Below are 19666 nucleotides of genomic sequence, written 5' to 3' on the forward strand. Positions count from 1 at the left end.
ATATTATGACTAATAGACAACAGCACCAGCATGACGACGCGGTATTTTTCAGATTAAATCCCATTGCGGCTTGCGTAAAGTCGGCAGTCGCCGGCAGTATGCTGATCGCTTTTGTCTCGCCGGTCTGCGCCGAATTACCGGTGCCCAGCGCGGTCTGGGCCAGCATGGGCGGCGCCAACCGTTCCGTAGTCGGTAATAATATGACCATTAATCAGGAAACCGACCGGGTTATTCTGAATTGGGACAAGTTTAATGTCAGCGCGGACAGTTCCGTCGAGTTCAAACAGCCCAGCGCCAGCGCCATCGCCCTAAACAAAATCGTCGATCCCAGCAAAAATCCCAGCCAGATTTTGGGCTCGGTAACCGCCAACGGCCAGATATATCTGGTTAATAAAAACGGTTTCGTGTTCGGTAGGGATTCCGTGGTCAATGCCCGCGGGCTGGTGGCGTCGACGATGGATGTCAGTTTCGAAAAAACCTTTGATAAGGAAACCATAGGCACTGTCTCCAAGGATGGTCGCGCTGCTTTTCAAGGGTCCGGTGATTTTTATCAAAAAAACGGTGACGGTAGTTTCAAGCTGGATGCCGACGGTCAAAAAGTCCCCATCGAGATCAAAGTGGAAAGCGGGGCGCGGATCAAGTCCAGCGAGGGCGGCCGCATCCTGGTGATTGCCCCGAGCATCATGAACAAAGGCGATGTGGAATCGCCCGGCGGTCAGGTAATCATGGCGGCGGCGACCGACAAAGTGTATTTGCAGGAAGCGCCAACAGCGGATGATAGGACCAATAACGACGTGCGCGGCTTGCTAGTGGAAGTCGAGACCGGCGGTAAAGTGGAAAACTTGGGTAACATCGCCGCCAATCGCGGTAACGTCACCTTGATGGGCTTTGCCGTCAAGCAAAGCGGCAAGGTATCCGCAACCACCTCCACCAACGTCAACGGCACGATCCGCCTGTTGGCGCGGGAAGGTTTTACTACCAAAACCGAAGGCGGCGAGACTGTTATCACCGCGAAAGCCACCACCCGCACCGCGGATAAAGACGATGGTTTGGGCCGTTCCGCACAAGTGACTTTGGGCGCGGGCAGTACCACCGAGATTCTGCCCGAGGTGGAATACATCGAGGAAACCCAAACCCTGGAGTCCGGCGAAACCGTCAAGGTGTTGGTGGAGAAAACCGCTGTACCCGGTCAGGTGCAGCCGCAATCTCGGGTCGAGATTATGGCTGATAAGGTGCATTTACAGGCTGGGTCGGAAATTAACGCGCCTTCGGGGAAGGTATCAATTACCGCGACTAAATCGCCGTTAAATCCGGTTGCCGACAACAGCCTAAAAAACGATAGCCGGATCCTGATCGATGCCGGCGCGAAAATCGATGTGTCCGGTACAGATAAAGTCATCCGCACCATGGAAAGCAATGTCTTGGAAGTGGAGCTGCGCAACTTTGAATTGAAAGACGCGCCGTTGCAAAAGACCGGCATATTAAAAGGTAAGACCGTCCTGGTGGACATCCGCGAAGGCACGCCGCTGACCGATATTGCGCCCACCGTGGCGGGGATTGGCCGCACGGTTGCCGAACGGATGGTTAACGGCGGCGAGATCGCGCTTAACTCCGAAGGCGATGTCATCCTGGAAAAAGGCGCGGTTCTGGACTTTTCCGGTGGCGAGATTACCTATCTGGATGGCTTTATTACCACCAGTAAGCTGCTAGCCAATGGCCGCTTGGTCGATATTAGCGAAGCCGATCCTTTGGTGCCTTACGAGGCGATTTACGGTGAGGTGGTGAAAAAATATCAAAAATGGGGCATCACCAAAGTCTGGAAAATCGACGGTCCATTCACGCTGGCGCGTTTCGAGCCGGGTTATGTCGAAGGTCAGGACGCGGGCAGCTTAATGGTCAGAGCTAACAACGCGATTTTAGACGGCGAACTGCTGGGTAAAACCACCAACGGCAGGCGGCAGCGGACGCTGGCAGAGCAAGCAAAGGGCAGCCGTCTGACGGTAGATACCGCGTTTACCCAGAGTAATGCGCAGGCATTGATTTTCTCCGCTGGCGTGCAAAACAGCATTGATTTGGATATCGACGAGGTGTTCCCGGTCGGAAATGACGGCTTGGCCATGGCTTTGGCCGTGGATGCCAACAAACTCATCGACGGCGGCGTGCATACTGCGGTGTTTAAAACCAACGGTAAAATCAGCGTTGCCGACAATGCGACCCTGCGCTTGGTCGCTAGCGGCAATCTGACGTTACAAGGCGGCGCGGTTGACGTGCGCGGCAATATTGTCGGTGCCGGGGCGACGGTAAAGCTGGAAACCGCCGAAACCAACGCGGCGGGATTGCAAGGCGAGATTAACCTGGCTTCCGGGGCGACAATCGATTTGCGCGGGGAATGGATTAACGATTTCGCGCAACCGGAAAATCTTGACGGCAAGACGGTGGCCATAGACGGCGGTACCTTTATTGCCAAGGCCAAGGGTAACGGCGGCGGCGTGAATTTGCGGGCCGGCAGTTTGATCGACATCAGCGCCGGCGCCTGGTTGCACGAAGACCGTACGCTGGAAGCCGGTAAGGCACAAAGAACCACGGGCAAGGGCGATACCTTGCAAGAGGGGGGCATTGTGTTGGTCGCCGAACCGGCGATAGACAACGCCGGCGCCAACGTGCTGATGGAGGGCGTTATGCACGCCTATGCCATGCAACAAGGCGGCGGCTTTACCGTAAAAGCCAACGCGGTCGCCATTCGTCGGGAAGAAACCCCGAGCAGAGGCGATGGCGGCGTGCAGCCTTTGCAAATTGCCACTGCGTTTTTCGGTGAAGGCGGCTTTGCCGAGTTCGATATCGGCGCAAATCTGAACGGATTGACGGTGGAAGACGGCGCCAATATTGAGCTGCGCCAACAGAACAGAGTACTAAACAACACCTATCTGGAACAGGCCAACGCCGACGGTATCGAAGCATTCTCGGATTTGACGACCTTGTTGCCGGAACTGCGCGCACCCAGCAAATTGACCTTGCGATCCGATCATGCCGCCGGGATTAATGCCAACAGCAATTTGCTGGTGGCTGCTACCGCAACGATTAACGCCGACGATTTAAGCAGCGTTACGCTGGAGTCCGATTCGTCCCTGGTGCTGGATGGCCGGATCGTCGCGCATGGCGGTACGGTGGCTCTGGATATTATTCCCGATCAAAGTGAGGTCGATCCGCAGTACCAGCAGAATCAAGGCATCTGGCTGGGTAGCACTGCCCGCATCGATGTGTCCGGCGGCAGTCAAATTACCGTGGACGGCTTGGGCCGGCGTATCGGTAAGGTTTTTGACGGCGGCAAGGTGGTCGTCAATGCGCAACGCGGCTTTTTTGCCTCCCAGGCCGGCTCTTTGATCGATGTATCCGGTAGCCAAGACATCCTGGATTTACCGGTTAATAGTCCCGCCGCGATAGGTGCGAGTTTTGCTGCCACGCTAGTAGGTTCGCATGCCGGCAGTATCAATATTACCGCCGCCGAAGGCGCGTTTCTGGACGGCGATATGCAAGCCGCCGGCGGCGCTGCGCCCGGCACCTCCGGCGGTAAGCTGTCGGTGTTTCTTAACGTAGACAATCGTGCCGATCCGGATGTAGAAAACTCAATCTTTCCGCGCGCGCCGCGCATTTTGAAAATCTCCCAGGAACGCAATGTACCGTTTTCCGCCGTTTTTTCTAAACCGGGCGATTCATTACCCAAGAAAGATTCGCCCGGTGATCGGCTGACCGGCATCGGCTATCTGGCCGCCGAGCAGATTAGTGAGGGCGGTTTTAGTTCTGTGGATCTGGCCGTATCCGGAGAGAAGGGTGAGATTCGTTTTACAGGCGATGTCGATCTGCAACTGAATAACGCTATTGCTTTGGATGCAGTCAATTTCGGTTGGGAGCGGAACACCACCGCCGATACCGGCAATGTGCAAATCAGCGCCACCACCGCGACCTTGGGGTCGGATAGCTATCGCGCACCGATAGTAAAAACCAGCAACGGCGATGGCCGATTGGCGGTTAATGCCGATTTGATCGATTTGGTCGGTGGCTCGGTAACGACCGGTTTTAATACGGTTGATCTTGCCGCCGACGGCGATATTCGCCTGAAAGGGATACGGATCGACAGTAAGGAACTGGATTTTGTCGGCGAATTTAAAACCTTTTCCAAGCTTAATTTAACTGCGGCGCAGGTTTATCCCACCTCCTTGACCGAGTTTACCTTGGCGGTCACCGGCGATCCGAATGGCACGGTGACTTTCAACAAAAGCGGTAAGGCCGCGCCGGTGCTGTCCGCCTTGGGCAGTTTGACCGTGCAGGGGCCGAATATCGTCCAAAACGGCGTGCTGACCGCGCCCTTGGGCGAGATCGTTTTGGAGGCGACAAAATCGGTGACCTTCGGCGCCGACAGCATGACGTCGGTTTCGGCCAAGGGGCAAATCATCCCGCTGGGCGTCACCCAGGGCGGCCTGGAATGGCTGCTGCCCTTGGCCGGCACCGGCAACAATCTTAACGTGGTCAACCCCGATCTGAAACCGGCTGAAACGGATAAAAAGCGGGTGTTTGAAAGCCCCGAGAAGAAAATAACCGTTAAAGCCGCGCAAATCCTTCGGGAAGACGGTGCTTTGGTGGATTTATCCGGCGGCGGCGATTTATTGGGGTTTGAGTTCATTCCAGGCGACGGCGGTTCGCTGGATGTGCTGGCTTCTGATCAACGTTTTGCGGTAGTGCCGGGTATATCCGGTTATTCGCCGTTCGACCCCAAATCGTTTCCCGAATCAGGTTTGAAGAACGGCGACAGCATTTACATCGGTGCCGGTAGCGGCCTTGCCGCCGGCTACTACGCCTTACTGCCGGCTCGTTACGCCTTATTGCCGGATGCATTTTTGGTGTCGCCGGTCGCCGGCAGCGCCAATGCCATTCCCGGCACCAGTAGAACCCGGATCGATGGCGCTGCTGTCGTTACCGGCTACCGGAGCGTTGCCGGAACAGACATCCGCGATCAGTATTGGTCCGAGTATGTGGTCGAAGCCGGCAGCATTGCTAAAACGCGTAGCGAATACAACATCAGCTCGGCCAACCAATTTTTCGCGGATAGAGCGGTAAATAAAGAACTGGCGATTCCGCGTCTGCCGCAAGATGCCGGGCAATTGGTGCTAAACGCCAAAACCCGTCTGGAGCTACCCACCGTGGTGGCCGATGTGGTCGAGGGCGGACGTGGCGGCTTGGTCGACATCGTGGCGGATAAATTGGCCTTGGGCACAACCGCCGCAACCGACGATGTTGAATTGTTGGTTAGCGACCTGGATAAGTTTAGAGTGGATAGCTTGTTGCTGGGGGCGGTTAGAAGCTTTGACGCCGCGACCGGCCACACCAAGCTGGATGTCATCGCCAAGTCGGTGACGGTAGCCCAAAACACGACCTTGAAAGCACCGGAGGCCTTGCTGGCCGCCAGCGAAACCGTCACGCTTGAACAGGGGGCCAAAATCGAAGCCAGCGGCGCGGTTGCGGATACCGATAGCGATACGGCGCTTGAGGTGAACGGCGACGGCGCATTGCTGCGCGCATCGGCGGGCAAACAGGCAACGATCAACCGAACCGGCGCCAAGGGCTTGAAAGGCGATCTAAACATAAGTGCCAGCGCGGTCATTTCGGCCGGCGCGGGTTCGGTGGCGCTGGACTCGACACGGCGGACCAAAATGGCCGGCGAATTAAATCTGGCCGGCGGTTCCTTGTATCTCGGCGCGGAGACCATCAACCTCGGCGAGACCACCGGCGTAGCGAACGGCTTGTCGCTGGATAATAATCAGCTCGCACACTTGACTGTTAACGAGTTGGTGTTGAGCAGCCGGGGTATGGTCAATTTGTACGGCGAGTTATTGCAAACCGATGCCCTTGGTCAGCCTTTTCAATTCGGCGATTTACGCATTGATGCCTTGGGTCTGGCCGGTAAAGCCAATGTCGGGAAAACCCTGTCTTTGAATGCGAAAACCCTGAGTATTGCCAATAGCAAGTCTACGGGCAGTGTTTTGGCGGGCGACGGCAGCGGGGTATTGAATGTCAATGTGCAACAGCTGCTGTTGGACCAAGGTAAATTCCAGCTGTCGGGATTTGCCGCAGTCAATGTTAATGCCGGCGAGCGTATGTTGGGCAAGGGTGACAGCACCTTAACCGCATTGACTGACTTGAGCGTGAATACGCCGTTTGTCAGTGCCGAGAATGGCGCTAAAACCATCATCAATGCCAGCGGTCATGGCTTGTCTCTCACGGGCGGTAGCCAGACGCTAACTGCCGGTACCCAAGGCATAGCCGCGCAATTATTGTTGGAAGCCGATAGCATTGGTTTGAACACGGCCTTGTTGTATCAAACGGGTAATGTGGCCTTGAATGCCTTGCAGGGTAATGTGACTTTGGGCGGTAATGCATTGATCGATGTGTCCGGCGCGGTGGCTTATGCCGGTCTGAGCAAGCCGGTGAATCTGTCCGGTGGCAAAATCGGTCTGAGTTCTCAGCATGGCAATATTAGCGCTGAAGCGGGCAGCAAGCTGCTGTTAAACGCCAGTAACGCCGAGATGCTTGCCGGTTTACTGTCCGCGCAAGCCGGCGCCGGCCAGGTGCAATTCAACGGTTTTATCGATGCTCATGGCGTTGGCAAGGCAAACGGTGGCCGAGTCGCCATCGATACCGGTAGTTTGAGCGCCGGCGGCTTTAGTGCTTTGAATACGGTGTTTACCGCCGCTGGGTTTAGCGGTGCTGTCGAACTGAGAACGCGTAGCGGCGATATCGTGGTTGACGCCGGGCAAACCGTGAATGCAAATGCCATCAATCTATTCGCCGATACCGGCAATATCAGCGTCGATGGCACCCTGGATGCGTCCGGGGCGAATGGCGGTTCGGTAACGCTGGCAGCCGAAGATCTGCTGACGCTGAATAGCTCGGCGCTGATTCTGGCGAACGCGCAAGCGGCGAATGGCAACGGCGGCAAGGTCAGTTTGTCGTCTCTCGATGGGTCCGCAGCAGATGGCGCCGGCATTGAGATCCAGCCCGGCGCGCGCATCAACGTCGCAGCGGCTGGAGCCGGTGCGGCGGGCGAGGTGTATTTACGTGCCGACCGCGACGATACCGACGGCGACGGTCTGGCGGACATTAACGTCAAAGCCATCGCCGCCGGTACTATCGTTGGCGATACCGACGTCACCGTTGAAGGCGCGCGTATTTATAACAATAGCCGTATCGCTTCCGCCGAGCAACAGGCGATGCATAACGATAATCTGGCCTATATGAGCGATTTGGCGGCGGCCAATGTCGCTAACAGCCGCTTCGGCGCCGGCTTTACCATTATCCCCGGCGTAGAAGTTCGCAGCAGCGGCAATTTGACCATCGCCGAGACCTGGGATTTGGGAAAACTCGATAGCGGAGAAGCCTGGCGTTATGGCGCGAATAACGATCTGGTTGGGGTGTTAACGCTTAGAGCGAAAGGCAATTTGTTAATCAATGCCAATTTGAGCGACGGCTTTTCCACCGGCGTTTTGAATTCCGCAAGTTTTGGAGCTATCAACGTCAGCGATTATTTGCAAACCGGTGCTTCATGGAGTTACCAGCTGATCGGCGGCGCCGATTTGGGTTCCGCCAATGCGATGACAGTGCTGGCCTCTGCCAGTCTGTTGACCAGCGCCGGCAGCGGCGACTTCAGTTTAGCCAATGATGTCAGCGTGCGGACCGGCACCGGCGATATTGATATTCGCGCGGCTCGCGACTTGGTCTACGGTAATGCAAGCTCTTCAATCTACACGGCGGGCCGCGCGGATGCCGACGACGCCAAACGCTGGGGTAGTGGCGGGCCGGATTTAGCCGCGCTGTTCTATGCCGAATATCCCGTGGATGGCGGCGATATCAGCATTCAGGTTGGGCGCGATATCGATGCCAAACCTAGTGCGCAGTTGCTCAGCGATGCGTTGGTACGTACCGGCGATTGGTCCAACAGCAATCAACACAGTACGGAATTTGATTCGGAACGTCCGACAGCCTGGGGCGTGGCCTTGGGTATTAGCGATTCAAGTGGCTTTTCTCGTCAGCATCAGCAAAGCGTAACCGCCTTCGGCGGCGGTAATGTCCGCATCAGCGCGGGCGGAAATGTCGAAGACTTGTCGGTGATGATCCCTACCACCGGTAAACAGGTAGGTGAACGGGATACGCCGGTGGCGGATGCCACTGTTATCACGTTTAAGACCAATGTGGTCGAAGTGAACGGCGGTGGTAATCTGCAATTGCAGGCGGGTGGGGATATCGCCGGCGGCGTGTTTTATGTGGATGGCGGGGCGGCGGATATTTATGCGCACGGATCGCTGAAAGCCGGCACCAACAATGGGCTGAATCCGATACTGGCTTTGGGCGATGCGCAGTTTAATGTAGTCGCCGGCAAGTCCATGGCCCTGGAAGCGATTGTCGATCCGATGTTCGTGACCTTGCCGGATTCGGTCGATTTGATCAATGGCTCGTCGAATCGGTTTTTCCGCTACAGTACTGACAGCAAGGTGACATTGACCACGCTTTCTGGCGACCTTGGCCTGGAAAACGACATCGCCAGTTTGAAGAAGGCCACCAATACCAATATTTCCGAAGGCTTTTTGGTTTATCCCGCCGGCCTGCATGCCTACGCACTGAACGGCAATATTGCCGTGGACAAGAGCTTCACCTTGTACCCATCGGCGCAGGGTGACTTGGAGTTATTTGCGGCTGAGAATTTAACCGGTAAGGGTAATCCGCGGATTATTTTGAGCGATGCGGAACCAGCGGCATTACCTAGCGCCGCATTGCCCTTCGTCGGGTCTTCCTTAACCGACTTGGACAATGTGCTGAAGGTTCTGGATATTCAGCAACCGCAATCGCCCACCGCGATACATGCCAGCACGCCGCTGCACGCCAATGACCCGAATCCGGTGTTGATTAGCACCGGCAGCGGCAACATTGGCCGTATCGATGATGACATCGTATTCGTATTAGCCAAGCCCGCCGAGGTTAGCGCTGGTCAGGATATTGTCCGCGCCACGTTCAATATTCAACATAACAACGCCGACGCTGTCAGTATCTTTAATGCCGGCCGGGATATTCGTTACACGATTAATATTCACCCCGATACCGGCAATATCATCGAAGCCGATCAAGGTATAGACGTGGCCGGTCCCGGACAATTAACCGCGCTGGCGGGCCGGGATGTGAATTTGGGATCGTCCATCGGCATTACATCTTCGGGCGATCAATCAAACGCCGCGCTGGCGGATGACGGTGCCAACATTACCGTGATTGCCGGTTTGGCTGGCGGTGCGCTGAACAGCAATGGTTTTGCCGAAGGGTTTATGCTCAACTCGGGTAAATACGTCCTGGAAAATCAGCGCTACCTGAATTTGTTCGTGCAGGAAATGCGCAGCATCACCGGCGACTCTTCGTTAAGCGTCGATTCGGCCAAACTGGCATTAAACGGTCTGTCGACGGTGGATAGGGCGCGGCTGGACAGCAAGCTGTTAAGCGTTGTGCAAAGCGTGTTTTTGCAGGAGGTAAAAGCCAATGCAAGCACGCTGGCCAAAGCCACTACCAAACAGGCTCAGGATCTGGCCGAACTAAAACTGCTGGCTACCATCGAGTCGCTGTTCCCCGGTACCACCTTATTGGCGGGTAATAGCGATTACCGCATTGACGCTGCGAACGGCATTGTAATCAACGCCGATACCAGTGCCAGCAATATCTTGAACAATCTGAATGCCGTGTTACAGCAAAAAATCGAAGCGGAGTTGGCACGGCAGGGTAAAACCTTTGCCAGTGCAAGCGACCGCGAGAAAGACGACGCCCGCGAACTGGTTAGGCCCAAGCTGGGCAATATTTCGCTGTTCTTGAGTTCGATACAAACCAAGGACGGCGGCGATGCCAATCTGTTTACTCCCAATGGCGGCATTACCGTGGGTTTGGCGACCGCCGATATTGGTTTGGCAAAGGAAGATGACGAGTTGGGCGTGATCGTGAAAAAGCAGGGGGAGGCCAATCTGCTGGCCCGCAACGACATCGACGTGAACATCCAGCGCGTGGTGACCTTGGGTAACGGCAATATAACCGGCGGTTCCACTGAAGGCGATGTCGATGCCGGTCGTAGCGCGCAAACCGCATTGGCGGCTCCGCCGCTTAAAGTCAGTTACGATGCGGCGGGTATGCCGGTACTGGAAGTATCGCCGGTGTTGCAAGGTGGCGGTATCAGAACGGTGGGAGCAGGGGATGTGTTGTTGTTTGCACCGCGCGGCATCATCGACGCCGGTGAGGCGGGTATCAGAGGCAATAATGTCACTCTAATAGGAACCGCCATTGTCGGTGCGGATAATATTGATATTGGTGGCTCTGCCGTGGGTGTGCCAGTCGCTGCGACCGGCAGTGTCGCGGCCGGGTTGACCGGCGTCAGCAACGTGGCGGCTGCGGTCGGCAAATCGCTGGATAGTACCGGCAGCGTCGGCAAGGAAGCTGCCGAAAAACTGGCTAAGGCAGCGACCAACACCTTGGGCATCTTGAGCGTGGATATTTTGGGTTTTGGTGAATAGCCTGCTGTCTTGTCATTCAGGCTGAAAATGGCCGAATTGCCCGCTGTGTTCGCGGCGGGCAATGGGTTTGCCGCCTTTCGCGGCCCCCCCGGCCCTATATCACCGGTATTTCGTTCGAGCTGAGCTCGTCAAAGCCCAGAGTGGTGTGCCCTTCGACAGGCTAAGTACCCGCAAAGACATTTAGGCGAACGGTATTTAAGGTCCGGCTTAATAATATTTTTTCCAGTTTTTTCGATACTTTACCGCTCGTCATAATCATGTAAAAAAACGTTGGGATAATCCAGTTTATGTTTTGATTTGAGAGTGATCATGAAACGGATTGTGTTATTAGTAGCGGCCCTGTTGGCGATGCCCGGACTGGCCCAAGCTTGGTGGAACGACGACTGGGGATATAGAAAGAAAATAACCATAGACGCCCAGCAATTGCAGCAGGGCGGCGTGACGCCGGTAGCTGAAGGCTTGGTGCTGGTGCGTTTACATACCGGCAATTTCAGCTTCTTCGCCGATTTGGGCGAAAACGGCAAAGATTTGCGCTTCATGGCCGGCGACGATAAAACTCCGTTGAAGTTTTATATCGAAAAAATCGATACGGTCAACGAGATGGCGCTGATTTGGGTGAAATTGCCCAAAGACATCGCAAGCGCTGAGGAGTCGATGTTTTGGATGTATTACGGCAATCCCAAGGCTGTAGACGGCCAAGATGCGCCAGGAATTTTCGATGTGGCGCAAGCGGTTGCCTATCACTTCGAGGCCGGTCCGGTGAAAGACGCTACGGCCTACGCCAATCAACCGGCTACCGCTACGCAAACGGTTGTGGAAGGCGGAGCCATTGGCGAAGCTGGCGGCTTTAACGGCAGTCAATCGATACGCATTGCGGCAACGCCCGCCATTCAGATGGCCGTCGAATTTGGCTGGACGGTTTCGGCATGGGTGAAAATCGATCAGGCGCAGACCGACGGAGTAATATTTGCGCGCGATGGGCTGATTTTATCTGTTAGAGGTCAAACCCCGGTTTTGGAAGTTAATCGTAAGCAATTGGTCAGCTCCGCCGATCTAAATTTAGCCACGTGGCAGTATTTGTCGGTCGCCGGTAACAAGGACGGTTTTACGTTATATGTGGACGGTAAGCCGGTTGGTATCTTGCCGGCGAGTGTGCCGTCGCTGCTGGGCGATATGAGTATCGGCGCGGCGGTGGACGGTTCACGCGGCTTAGTCGGCGCCATTGACGAGTTCGGTATTGCCAAAGTGGCGAGGGATCAGAATTACCTGCAATTCGCGGCGCTCATGCAAGGCCAGTCGTCGGCATTGTTGAACTACGGCGAAGACAGCACGCCCGACAGCGAAGAGGGTGGCGAATCCTATTTGATGTCGACGCTGGATAACGTCACCGTGGACGGCTGGGTCATCATCGGTATTCTGGGGGTGATGTTTGTCGTCAGTACCTTGGTGATTGTCAGCAAGGCGATTGTCTTGAATCGCACGCGTAGTGAAAACAAAAAATTCGAAGAAGCCTTCAGCCAATTAGGCGCCAAAAATATTAGCAATCTGGATCACCAGGACGAAGACGGCCAGGAAGATTATGACGAATCGCCGTTGTTGCTGTCCTTGACCGGCAATCATGCGGCTTTTGCCGGCTCTTCCATTTATCGCATCTACCATGTCGGCGTGCAGGAAATGAATAAACGTCTGGCTAAAAGCGTGGGTGCCGAAGCGGCCGAACAAGGCTTGTCCGCCCAGGCATTGAATGCGGTAAAGGCCTCCATGGATGGCGTGTTGGTCCGGGAACTGCAAAAACTTAATTCGCAAATGGTACTGCTGACCATCGCGATTTCCGGCGGACCGTTCCTGGGATTGCTGGGGACCGTGGTCGGGGTAATGATTACCTTCGCGGCGATTGCGGCCAGCGGCGAAGTGAATGTCAACGCTATCGCACCGGGTATCGCAGCGGCCTTGGCGGCTACCGTAGCCGGTTTGGGCGTGGCGATTCCGGCTTTGTTTGCCTACAACTATCTGGGCAGCATCATCAAGGCGGTGACCGCCGACATGCATGTGTTCGTCGATGAATTCGTCGCCAAACTCGCCGAGCAGCATAGCTGAGTTGAAAAGAAATGTAAGTCGGATTAGGCGCTAGTCTTAAGCCGGCATGTTGGCTTCGATGTGCCGGATTGCGCTCTATCGAGCGAACCCAACTTCCGAAACCCGATCTGTGGATCACGAGAATACTCAATGAAAGTTCAAGAAGAAAACGCAGCGTACGACGAAATCAACGTCACGCCGATGCTGGATTTGGCTTATGTGTTGCTGGTGGTGTTCATTCTGATGACCACGGCGGCCGTGCAAGGCGTGCAGGTCAATCTGCCCAAGGCCAGTAATACGCCCAGTTTGGCCAAGCCGCAAACCAAAGCCATCACGGTGACGGCGGACGGTACTTTGTTTCTGGATACCTTTCCGGTGACGATGGAGCAACTGGAATCGACGTTGATGCAATACAAGGCCGCCAATCCGGAATTGCCGGTGGTGGTTAAGGGCGATGCCACTGTCCAGTACCAAAGCGTCGTCGATATTCTGGCTTTGCTCGGCAAACTGGAAATTACCCAGGTTGGTCTGGTTACCCAAAATCTGACCAAATAAAGCCTTGCGACATGTCAAACAAGAAACATTGGCGGGTTTATATACCGATGCTTATCGCTGCCGTAATCGCCGCTATCGCGATTTTTTACGTCGTTAAGATCATTATGGAGTTCGTCGACAAAAAGCCGACGAAAAACGAGAAAAAAATTCAGGCGGTTACCTTATTTAAACCTCCACCCCCACCGCCGCCACCGCCGAAAGTAGAAAAGCCGCCCGAGCCGGAAATCAAGGAAAAAATCAAGGAACCCGATCCGGAACCCGAGCCTGAGCCGGAACCCGAACCGGAACAAGCACCGCCGCGCGACCTTGGCCTGGATGCCGAGGGCACGGCCGGTTCGGACGGTTTTGGTCTGGCAGCCCGTAAGGGCGGCACCGGGCTGTTCGGCGGTGGAGCCGGCAACCCGTTTGCCTGGTACGGCGGTTTGGTCAAGAACGGCATTCTGAACATTCTCAGCAGCCACGAAGAATTGCGCCGTAAAGGTTATACCGCCATCGTCAAGGTCTGGCTGAAAGCCGACGGCTCTGTAGAACGGGTGGAATTGGCCAAGGGCAGCAACGATGCGGACATAGACGAATTGCTCAGCCGCTTGTTAAACAAATTCGACCGAGTCGCGGAGGCACCGCCGCCGGGCATGCAGCAGCCGATTAAGTTAAAAATTTCATCACGTATTTAAGTATCCACAGGTAAAACAATGGCGAAGAAAAAACAGCTGATGGCCCTGGCACTATCAGGGCTGATCGGCACCGTGCAGGCCGGAGAAAAGGAAGAGTTGCTGAAACTGCGCAATACCACCACTAATTTGATCAAACAACTGGTCAAACAAGGCGTGATTACCGACAAGGCTGCTAACGAGATGATCAAGCAAGCCGAAGTCGAAGCTGGCCAGCAGGTGGCTGAAGCCAAGGCCTCCGGTGCCAAGGAAGCGGTGCCGGCCGATGAAGTGCGCGTGGCTTATGTGCCTGACTTCGTCAAAGACGAGATTCGTCAGCAGGTGCGCAGTGAGCTGCGCGAAGAAGTGGTCGGCGATGTGATGCAAAAGGCCAAGAACGAGCAATGGGGTATGCCGAATGCGCTACCTGACTGGATCAAACGCTTCAAATTATCCGGTGATATTCGTCTGCGCTCGCAGCATGAATACATGGCCGACGAAAATATCGCCAATTCTTATATCGATTGGCAGGCGGTTAACGAAAGAGGCGGTCTGAGCGCGGCGGGTGTGGATCAATTCTTGAATACCACTACTGACAGACAACATTTCCGCGAACGCTTGCGCTTGGGTATTGATGCCATTGTCACTGATGGATTGAAGGCCGGTGTGCGTTTGGCCACGGGTAATCAACGCGATCCGGTATCCACCAACCAGTCTCTGGGATTTACCGGGCAAAAATACGATTTCACCGTGGATAGGGCTTATCTGCAATACGATGCGTTCGACGATAACAAATTCAAATGGCTGACCTTGTCGGGCGGTCGTATCAAGAATCCCTGGTATACCGGCGGCGGCGAATTTACCGGCGGTAGCGAATTGGTGTGGGATACGGATTTATCTTTCGAGGGTTTTGCCGGCACTGTGCGCCACCGTTTGGGCGGTTCGGACAGCTTGATGGCCAACGACGATCAAACCCATTCCGTGTTTGCCACGGCGGGTGCGTTTCCGCTGCAAGAGTCGGCACTGAGCAGCGATAAATGGTTGTTCGGCGGTCAAGTCGGGGTGGATTGGGGCTTTGTCAATCAAGACAATTTAAAGGCAGCGCTGGCTTATTTCGATTACGTCAATGTACAAGCTAAACAAAATACCAGCGTTTTAGGCACCTGCGATCTGAATTCGCGCGGCAACACCGCTTCACGGCCTGAATTCATGCAGGGCGGCAATACCTTAGCGTCGATCTGCCGAGAAGGCACCGGGGCGTTGGCTTCCAATCCGGGTATGGTCGGCTTGGCGTCCGATTACAACATTGTCAATGCCAATATTTCCTACGAAATGGCCATGTTCGCTCCCTATCGCTTGCGCTTAAGCGGTGATTACGCCAAAAACGTCGGCTTTAATAAAGCTGCGGTCAGCCGGATGCTGAACGGTACCGTGGTCGAGGGTAAAACCAACGCCTGGCAGTTTAGGGCGGATTTCGGTTGGCCGCGAGCCGAGGTGGCCGGGCATTGGAATGTGTTTGCCGCCTACAAGTACGTGGAGCGCGATGCGGTATTGGACGCTTTCACCGATTCCGACCTCCACCTCGGCGGTACCAACAGCAAAGGCTGGTTCATCGGCGGTAACTATGGCTTGATGAAAAACGTCTGGCTGACCGGTCGCTGGTTGAGTGCCGATATCATCACTGGACCCCCTCTCGGTATCGATGTGTTGCAGATCGATGTCAATACGCAATTCTAGGTAGGTTGCCAATGAACACATTTCCGATAGTTGCCGTTTTATTTCTGCTTGTCAGTAGCGGCTGGTCTGCCGGTCAGGCCGCGCCGCGTGAGGCCGCCAAGAACGACGGCGCCGTGTTAAAGCTGCAAGCCATGGTCAAAAGCCTGACGGCCGAGCGGGATGCGGCAAAGGCCGAATCGGCCAAGTTAGCCGAGGATTTACAAGAGCTTGAGCAGTTGAAAAAAGCCCATTCGGCGGCGGTTGCAGCCAAGGAGCAAATCAGCAGCGAGTTGTCCGCGCAGCGAAACTCCAACGGCGAGGTGCGAGAGCGTTTAGAGAAAACCAATGCCAGACTCTCCGACGTGATTGAAAAGCATAAGGAAGTGAGTCAGGCTAAAGCGGATTTACAGGCGCAATTAGCCGCAATAAATGCCAAGCAGCAAGCAACTGAACAGCAATTGGGTGTTTGCGATACTCATAATGTGAAACTTTACGAGGCTGCCAAGGAATTGCTGGCACGCTACGAAAACAAAGGCGCACTGGCTAGTGTGTTGCAGAATGAAGCCTTGCTGCAATTCAATAGTGTCGAAATGGAAACCATTGTTCAGGAATATGAGGACAAGTTGAACGCCGGTAAATATCAAAAACAATCCGCTGCAGATATCGGCACAGCGCCGGCTGGCGTCCAATAGTTTCTGTACTCAGGTGCGGCAACATGCCGCACCTCGACCCTCGCCGATTTACCGAAAGCCTTAAGGCTTGGTCGCGTAAATAAGTTAAAATCCCAAAAAGCGGCGCTCCATCATGGCGGCTACATAATCAAACGCACGAATTATCGAGAGACTAATGGCAACGAAACAAAATTTTTTAAAAAATCTAGGCATTGTTGTGTTATCGACCGGCTTGGTGGCCTGTAACGGCGCCGATGAACGGAAAGCGAAATACATGGAAGAAGGCAAACAGCTATATCAAGCGGGCGATTATGAAAAAGCGTTGCTTGCCTATAAAAACGTGCTGCAAATCGATCCTAAGGACTGGGAAACTCACTTTCAAATCGCGGAAGCCCTGAGCAAGCAAGGCAAAATCGAAAATGCCTTTAAGGAATATAGTACCGTCGTTGCCGGCAACGAAAATCACGTGATGGCGCGGGTGCGGGTCGGCCAGTTGTTATTGTTGAATCGTGCGGTAGACGATGCAGAAAAAATGGTTGGCGAAGCGTTGGCGAAGGAACCGGATAATGTCGAGGCGTTGGTGTTGTTCGCCGGCGTACAAGCAGCCAAAAATAACAGCGACGGCGCGATTATGACGGTGGAGCGCGCCTTGAAAAACAGTCCGGACGATGTGCCGGCGACGTTGATGATGGCGTCTATTAAGGCGCGTTTGGATAAAGTCGATGAAGCGATTGTTTTATTGAAGCAAACTATTGAAAAGAAGCCCGATAATGTTGCATTGCGCAGCATGCTGGCCGGCTTGTACGCTAAAAACAATCAGATTGCCGATTCAGAGGCAATGTTGGTGGAAATTGTCAAACTGGAGCCGCAGCAATTACAGCATTACCGTACGTTAGCTTTGTTCCAAGTCGGTACCAAACAAGTCGATAAAGCCGAAGCTACTCTGCGCGACGCGGTCAGCAAATTGCCGGACAACGATACCGCCAAGACGTATTTAGTCGATTTCCTGTTGGAAAAACGCAGTCCGGAAGTGGCGATTGCCGAGCTGTTGCCGATGATAGAGCAAAAGCCGCAAGCGTATGAGTTGAAATTCAAACTGGCCAATATCCAGCTTTCCAAAAAGGAAATCGATAAGGCCGAAGCGACTATGAAAGAAGTCGTCGAACAGGATAAGTTGGGACCGAGCGGCATCACCGCGCGGAATAAATTGGCTGCCTTGTATGCCATGACCAAGCGTGGCGACGAGGCTAAAGCCTTGATCAAAGAAGTGTTGGATAGCAATCCGCGCGATGCTGAGGCTTTGACGCTACGCGGTCAGTTTGCCTTGGGTGAAAACAAAATTCCCGATGCAATTTCCGATTTTCGCTCGGTATTGGTTGATCAACCCAATAATATCGGCGTATTGAAAATGCTGGCCGCGGCCCATCTGCGCAATAACGAGGAAGAACTGGCCAGAGAAAACATGGAAAAAGTGGTTGCCGTCGCACCGGGCGATGAGACCGCCCGGCTGGATTTGGTTGGCTTGCATATGAAAGCCGGGCACCAGGATCAAGCAAAACAGCAGCTTGAAGCACTGATGAAAGCCAATCCGAAAAGTCTGAAAGGCTTGGAGGCGATGTTTAAAATGGAGTTGTCGCAAAAGCATTGGGATAAGGCACAGGACATTGCTAAGCAGGTGCAACAGCTATCGGATAAGGATGCCACCGGCTTTTACATGTCCGGCTTGGGCTATCAGGCGGAAGGTAAGTTGGAAGCCAGCACAGAAGCGTTTCAACAGGCCCTAGCGCGTAAGCCGGATGCGATTGAGCCTTTGACCGAGATGGTAAAAAGCTATTTGGTATTGAAGCAGTCGGATAAGGCTATCGGCAAATTGCAGCAAGTCATCAAACAGCAGCCGGATCATTTTATTGCCTATAACCTGATGGGCGGCGCTTATCTGAACGAGCAAAAATTCGCGGACGCAAAAACAGCTTACACAAAGGCTTTAAGTATTAAACCGGATTGGTATAGCCCTTATCGGAATTTGGCCCTGATCGAACTGGCGCAAAAAAATAAGGCCGAAGCCATCGATATTTATAAAAAGGGTATTGAGAAGACTAAGGGCGCATTGGAGTTGGTCGATGATTTGGCGCGTTTGTATCATCGCGATGGTCAACATGAGCAGGTTCTGGCGCTATACGAAGAGTCTTACAAACTGCATCCAGATTCGGTGGTTGCGGTTAATAATCTGGCCAGTTACTTGTCGGATTTTTCGTCCAGTCCAGATAGTTTGGAACGTGCCGCCAAATTGGCCGAACCTTTGTTGCAGACCAATAACCCTAACATGATGGATACGGCGGCTTGGGTTGCCTATAAACAAGGCAATTACGACAAGGCCAAAGAGATCATGTTGAAAGTGATCGAACGCGATCCGCAATCACCGATCAGCAATTATCATTTGGGTATGGTCTACTTCAAGCAAAACGATCCGGTTAAAGCCCGCGAGTATTTGCAAAAAGCGGTCGATAAAAAAGTCGAGTTCGACGGTTTGAATGAAGCGAAGGATGTTTTGAGTAAACTCTGATAGGGAATACAGTGACGTGGCTACCGCAAGTAGCCACGTCAAACCGGTTTAAACCCCGGTATAGCCGATTTTATTATCGGTGGCTTTATTGAATACTGTCCCCAGTACGTTGGTGTCTTTTAACAAAGAGGCTGCGTGCTTCAACTGCTCGGTCTTGGTATGACCTTCGTCGATCACCAATAACACGCAATCCACATAAGGCGAGAAGCCCAGCGTATCGTCGTGCGACAGAATCGGCGGCATATCGAAAATAATGATACGCGAGGGGTAACGGCTTTTCAGTTCGTTAACCAGTCGTACCATCTTCGGCGAGCGCAGCATTTCCGTCGAGTTAAACAATGGTTTGCCGGCCGGCAGCACTACCAGGCGTTCAATGCCGGGGTTAATCAGCATCGAGCTTAGTTCAGTGTCGTTCAACAAATAGTCGCTTAGACCCGCGCCCGGTTGAATGCCGAATAATTGGTTTATGCTGGGATTCTGGAAGTTGGCATCGACCAGCAGGGCGGTGCGGTCAAGTTCCATCGCCATGCTGATGGCTAAATTCGCGGCCGTAAGGCTATTACCGGTACCGTCGCTGGGGCTGGTGATAGCCACTGTTTTCCATTCCATCGCATCCATTTGTTGCAGGCAGCGGGTGCGCAACATTCGGTAGGATTCCAGCCATTTGCCGGGCAGCGCCGCGGAAATAATCCGGTTTTGCTTCAGTAAGTTTTGATCCGGACTGTGTACCCGGGTTTGGGTATAAGCGATACTGACTTTGTCGCCCGGTTGATTGGCTAATGAAGCAGCCGTTGGATTGTTTTTTTCCACGAGGTTTTCAATGGGGTTCATAAATTTTCCCTTAACTGA

General features: G+C 54.0%; 8 protein-coding genes. 7 read left to right on the forward strand and 1 reads right to left on the reverse strand.

All coding sequences use genetic code 11. The features are described from left to right. Positions 1-5 precede the first annotated feature (5 nt). The 7 genes from JWZ98_RS08090 (at position 6) to JWZ98_RS08120 (ending at position 18817) form a co-directional block, all read left to right on the forward strand. Positions 6-10586, forward strand: coding sequence for a filamentous haemagglutinin family protein (locus JWZ98_RS08090; RefSeq protein WP_205453904.1), 10581 nt, complete (start codon positions 6-8; stop codon positions 10584-10586). Between the two features lie 309 nt (positions 10587-10895). Beyond that, positions 10896-12683, forward strand: a complete 1788-nt coding sequence (locus JWZ98_RS08095; protein ID WP_205453905.1) for a DUF2341 domain-containing protein — start codon at positions 10896-10898, stop codon at positions 12681-12683. A 129-nt stretch (positions 12684-12812) separates the two neighbouring features. Further along, on the forward strand, positions 12813-13217 hold the full coding sequence (locus JWZ98_RS08100; RefSeq protein WP_020482301.1) for a biopolymer transporter ExbD: 405 nt from the start codon (positions 12813-12815) through the stop codon (positions 13215-13217). An 11-nt stretch (positions 13218-13228) separates the two neighbouring features. After that, positions 13229-13891: a TonB family protein gene (locus JWZ98_RS08105; RefSeq protein WP_036275632.1), complete on the forward strand. Its 663-nt coding sequence runs from the start codon at positions 13229-13231 to the stop codon at positions 13889-13891. Between the two features lie 18 nt (positions 13892-13909). Next, on the forward strand, positions 13910-15604 hold the full coding sequence (locus JWZ98_RS08110) for a putative porin (RefSeq protein WP_205453906.1): 1695 nt from the start codon (positions 13910-13912) through the stop codon (positions 15602-15604). A gap of 11 nt (positions 15605-15615) precedes the next feature. After that, on the forward strand, positions 15616-16275 hold the full coding sequence (locus JWZ98_RS08115; protein WP_205453907.1) for a hypothetical protein: 660 nt from the start codon (positions 15616-15618) through the stop codon (positions 16273-16275). 154 nt (positions 16276-16429) lie between these two features. Continuing rightward, on the forward strand, positions 16430-18817 hold the full coding sequence (locus tag JWZ98_RS08120; protein WP_026601179.1) for a tetratricopeptide repeat protein: 2388 nt from the start codon (positions 16430-16432) through the stop codon (positions 18815-18817). 48 nt (positions 18818-18865) lie between these two features. Here the strand turns inward: JWZ98_RS08120 and JWZ98_RS08125 are convergent, their stop codons facing one another. After that, positions 18866-19648: a CpsD/CapB family tyrosine-protein kinase gene (locus JWZ98_RS08125; RefSeq protein ID WP_205453908.1), complete on the reverse strand. Its 783-nt coding sequence runs from the start codon at positions 19646-19648 to the stop codon at positions 18866-18868. Positions 19649-19666: the final 18 nt, after the last annotated feature.

The sequence above is a fragment of the Methylomonas sp. EFPC1 genome, assembly GCF_016925515.1.
GTDB lineage: Bacteria > Pseudomonadota > Gammaproteobacteria > Methylococcales > Methylomonadaceae > Methylomonas > Methylomonas defluvii.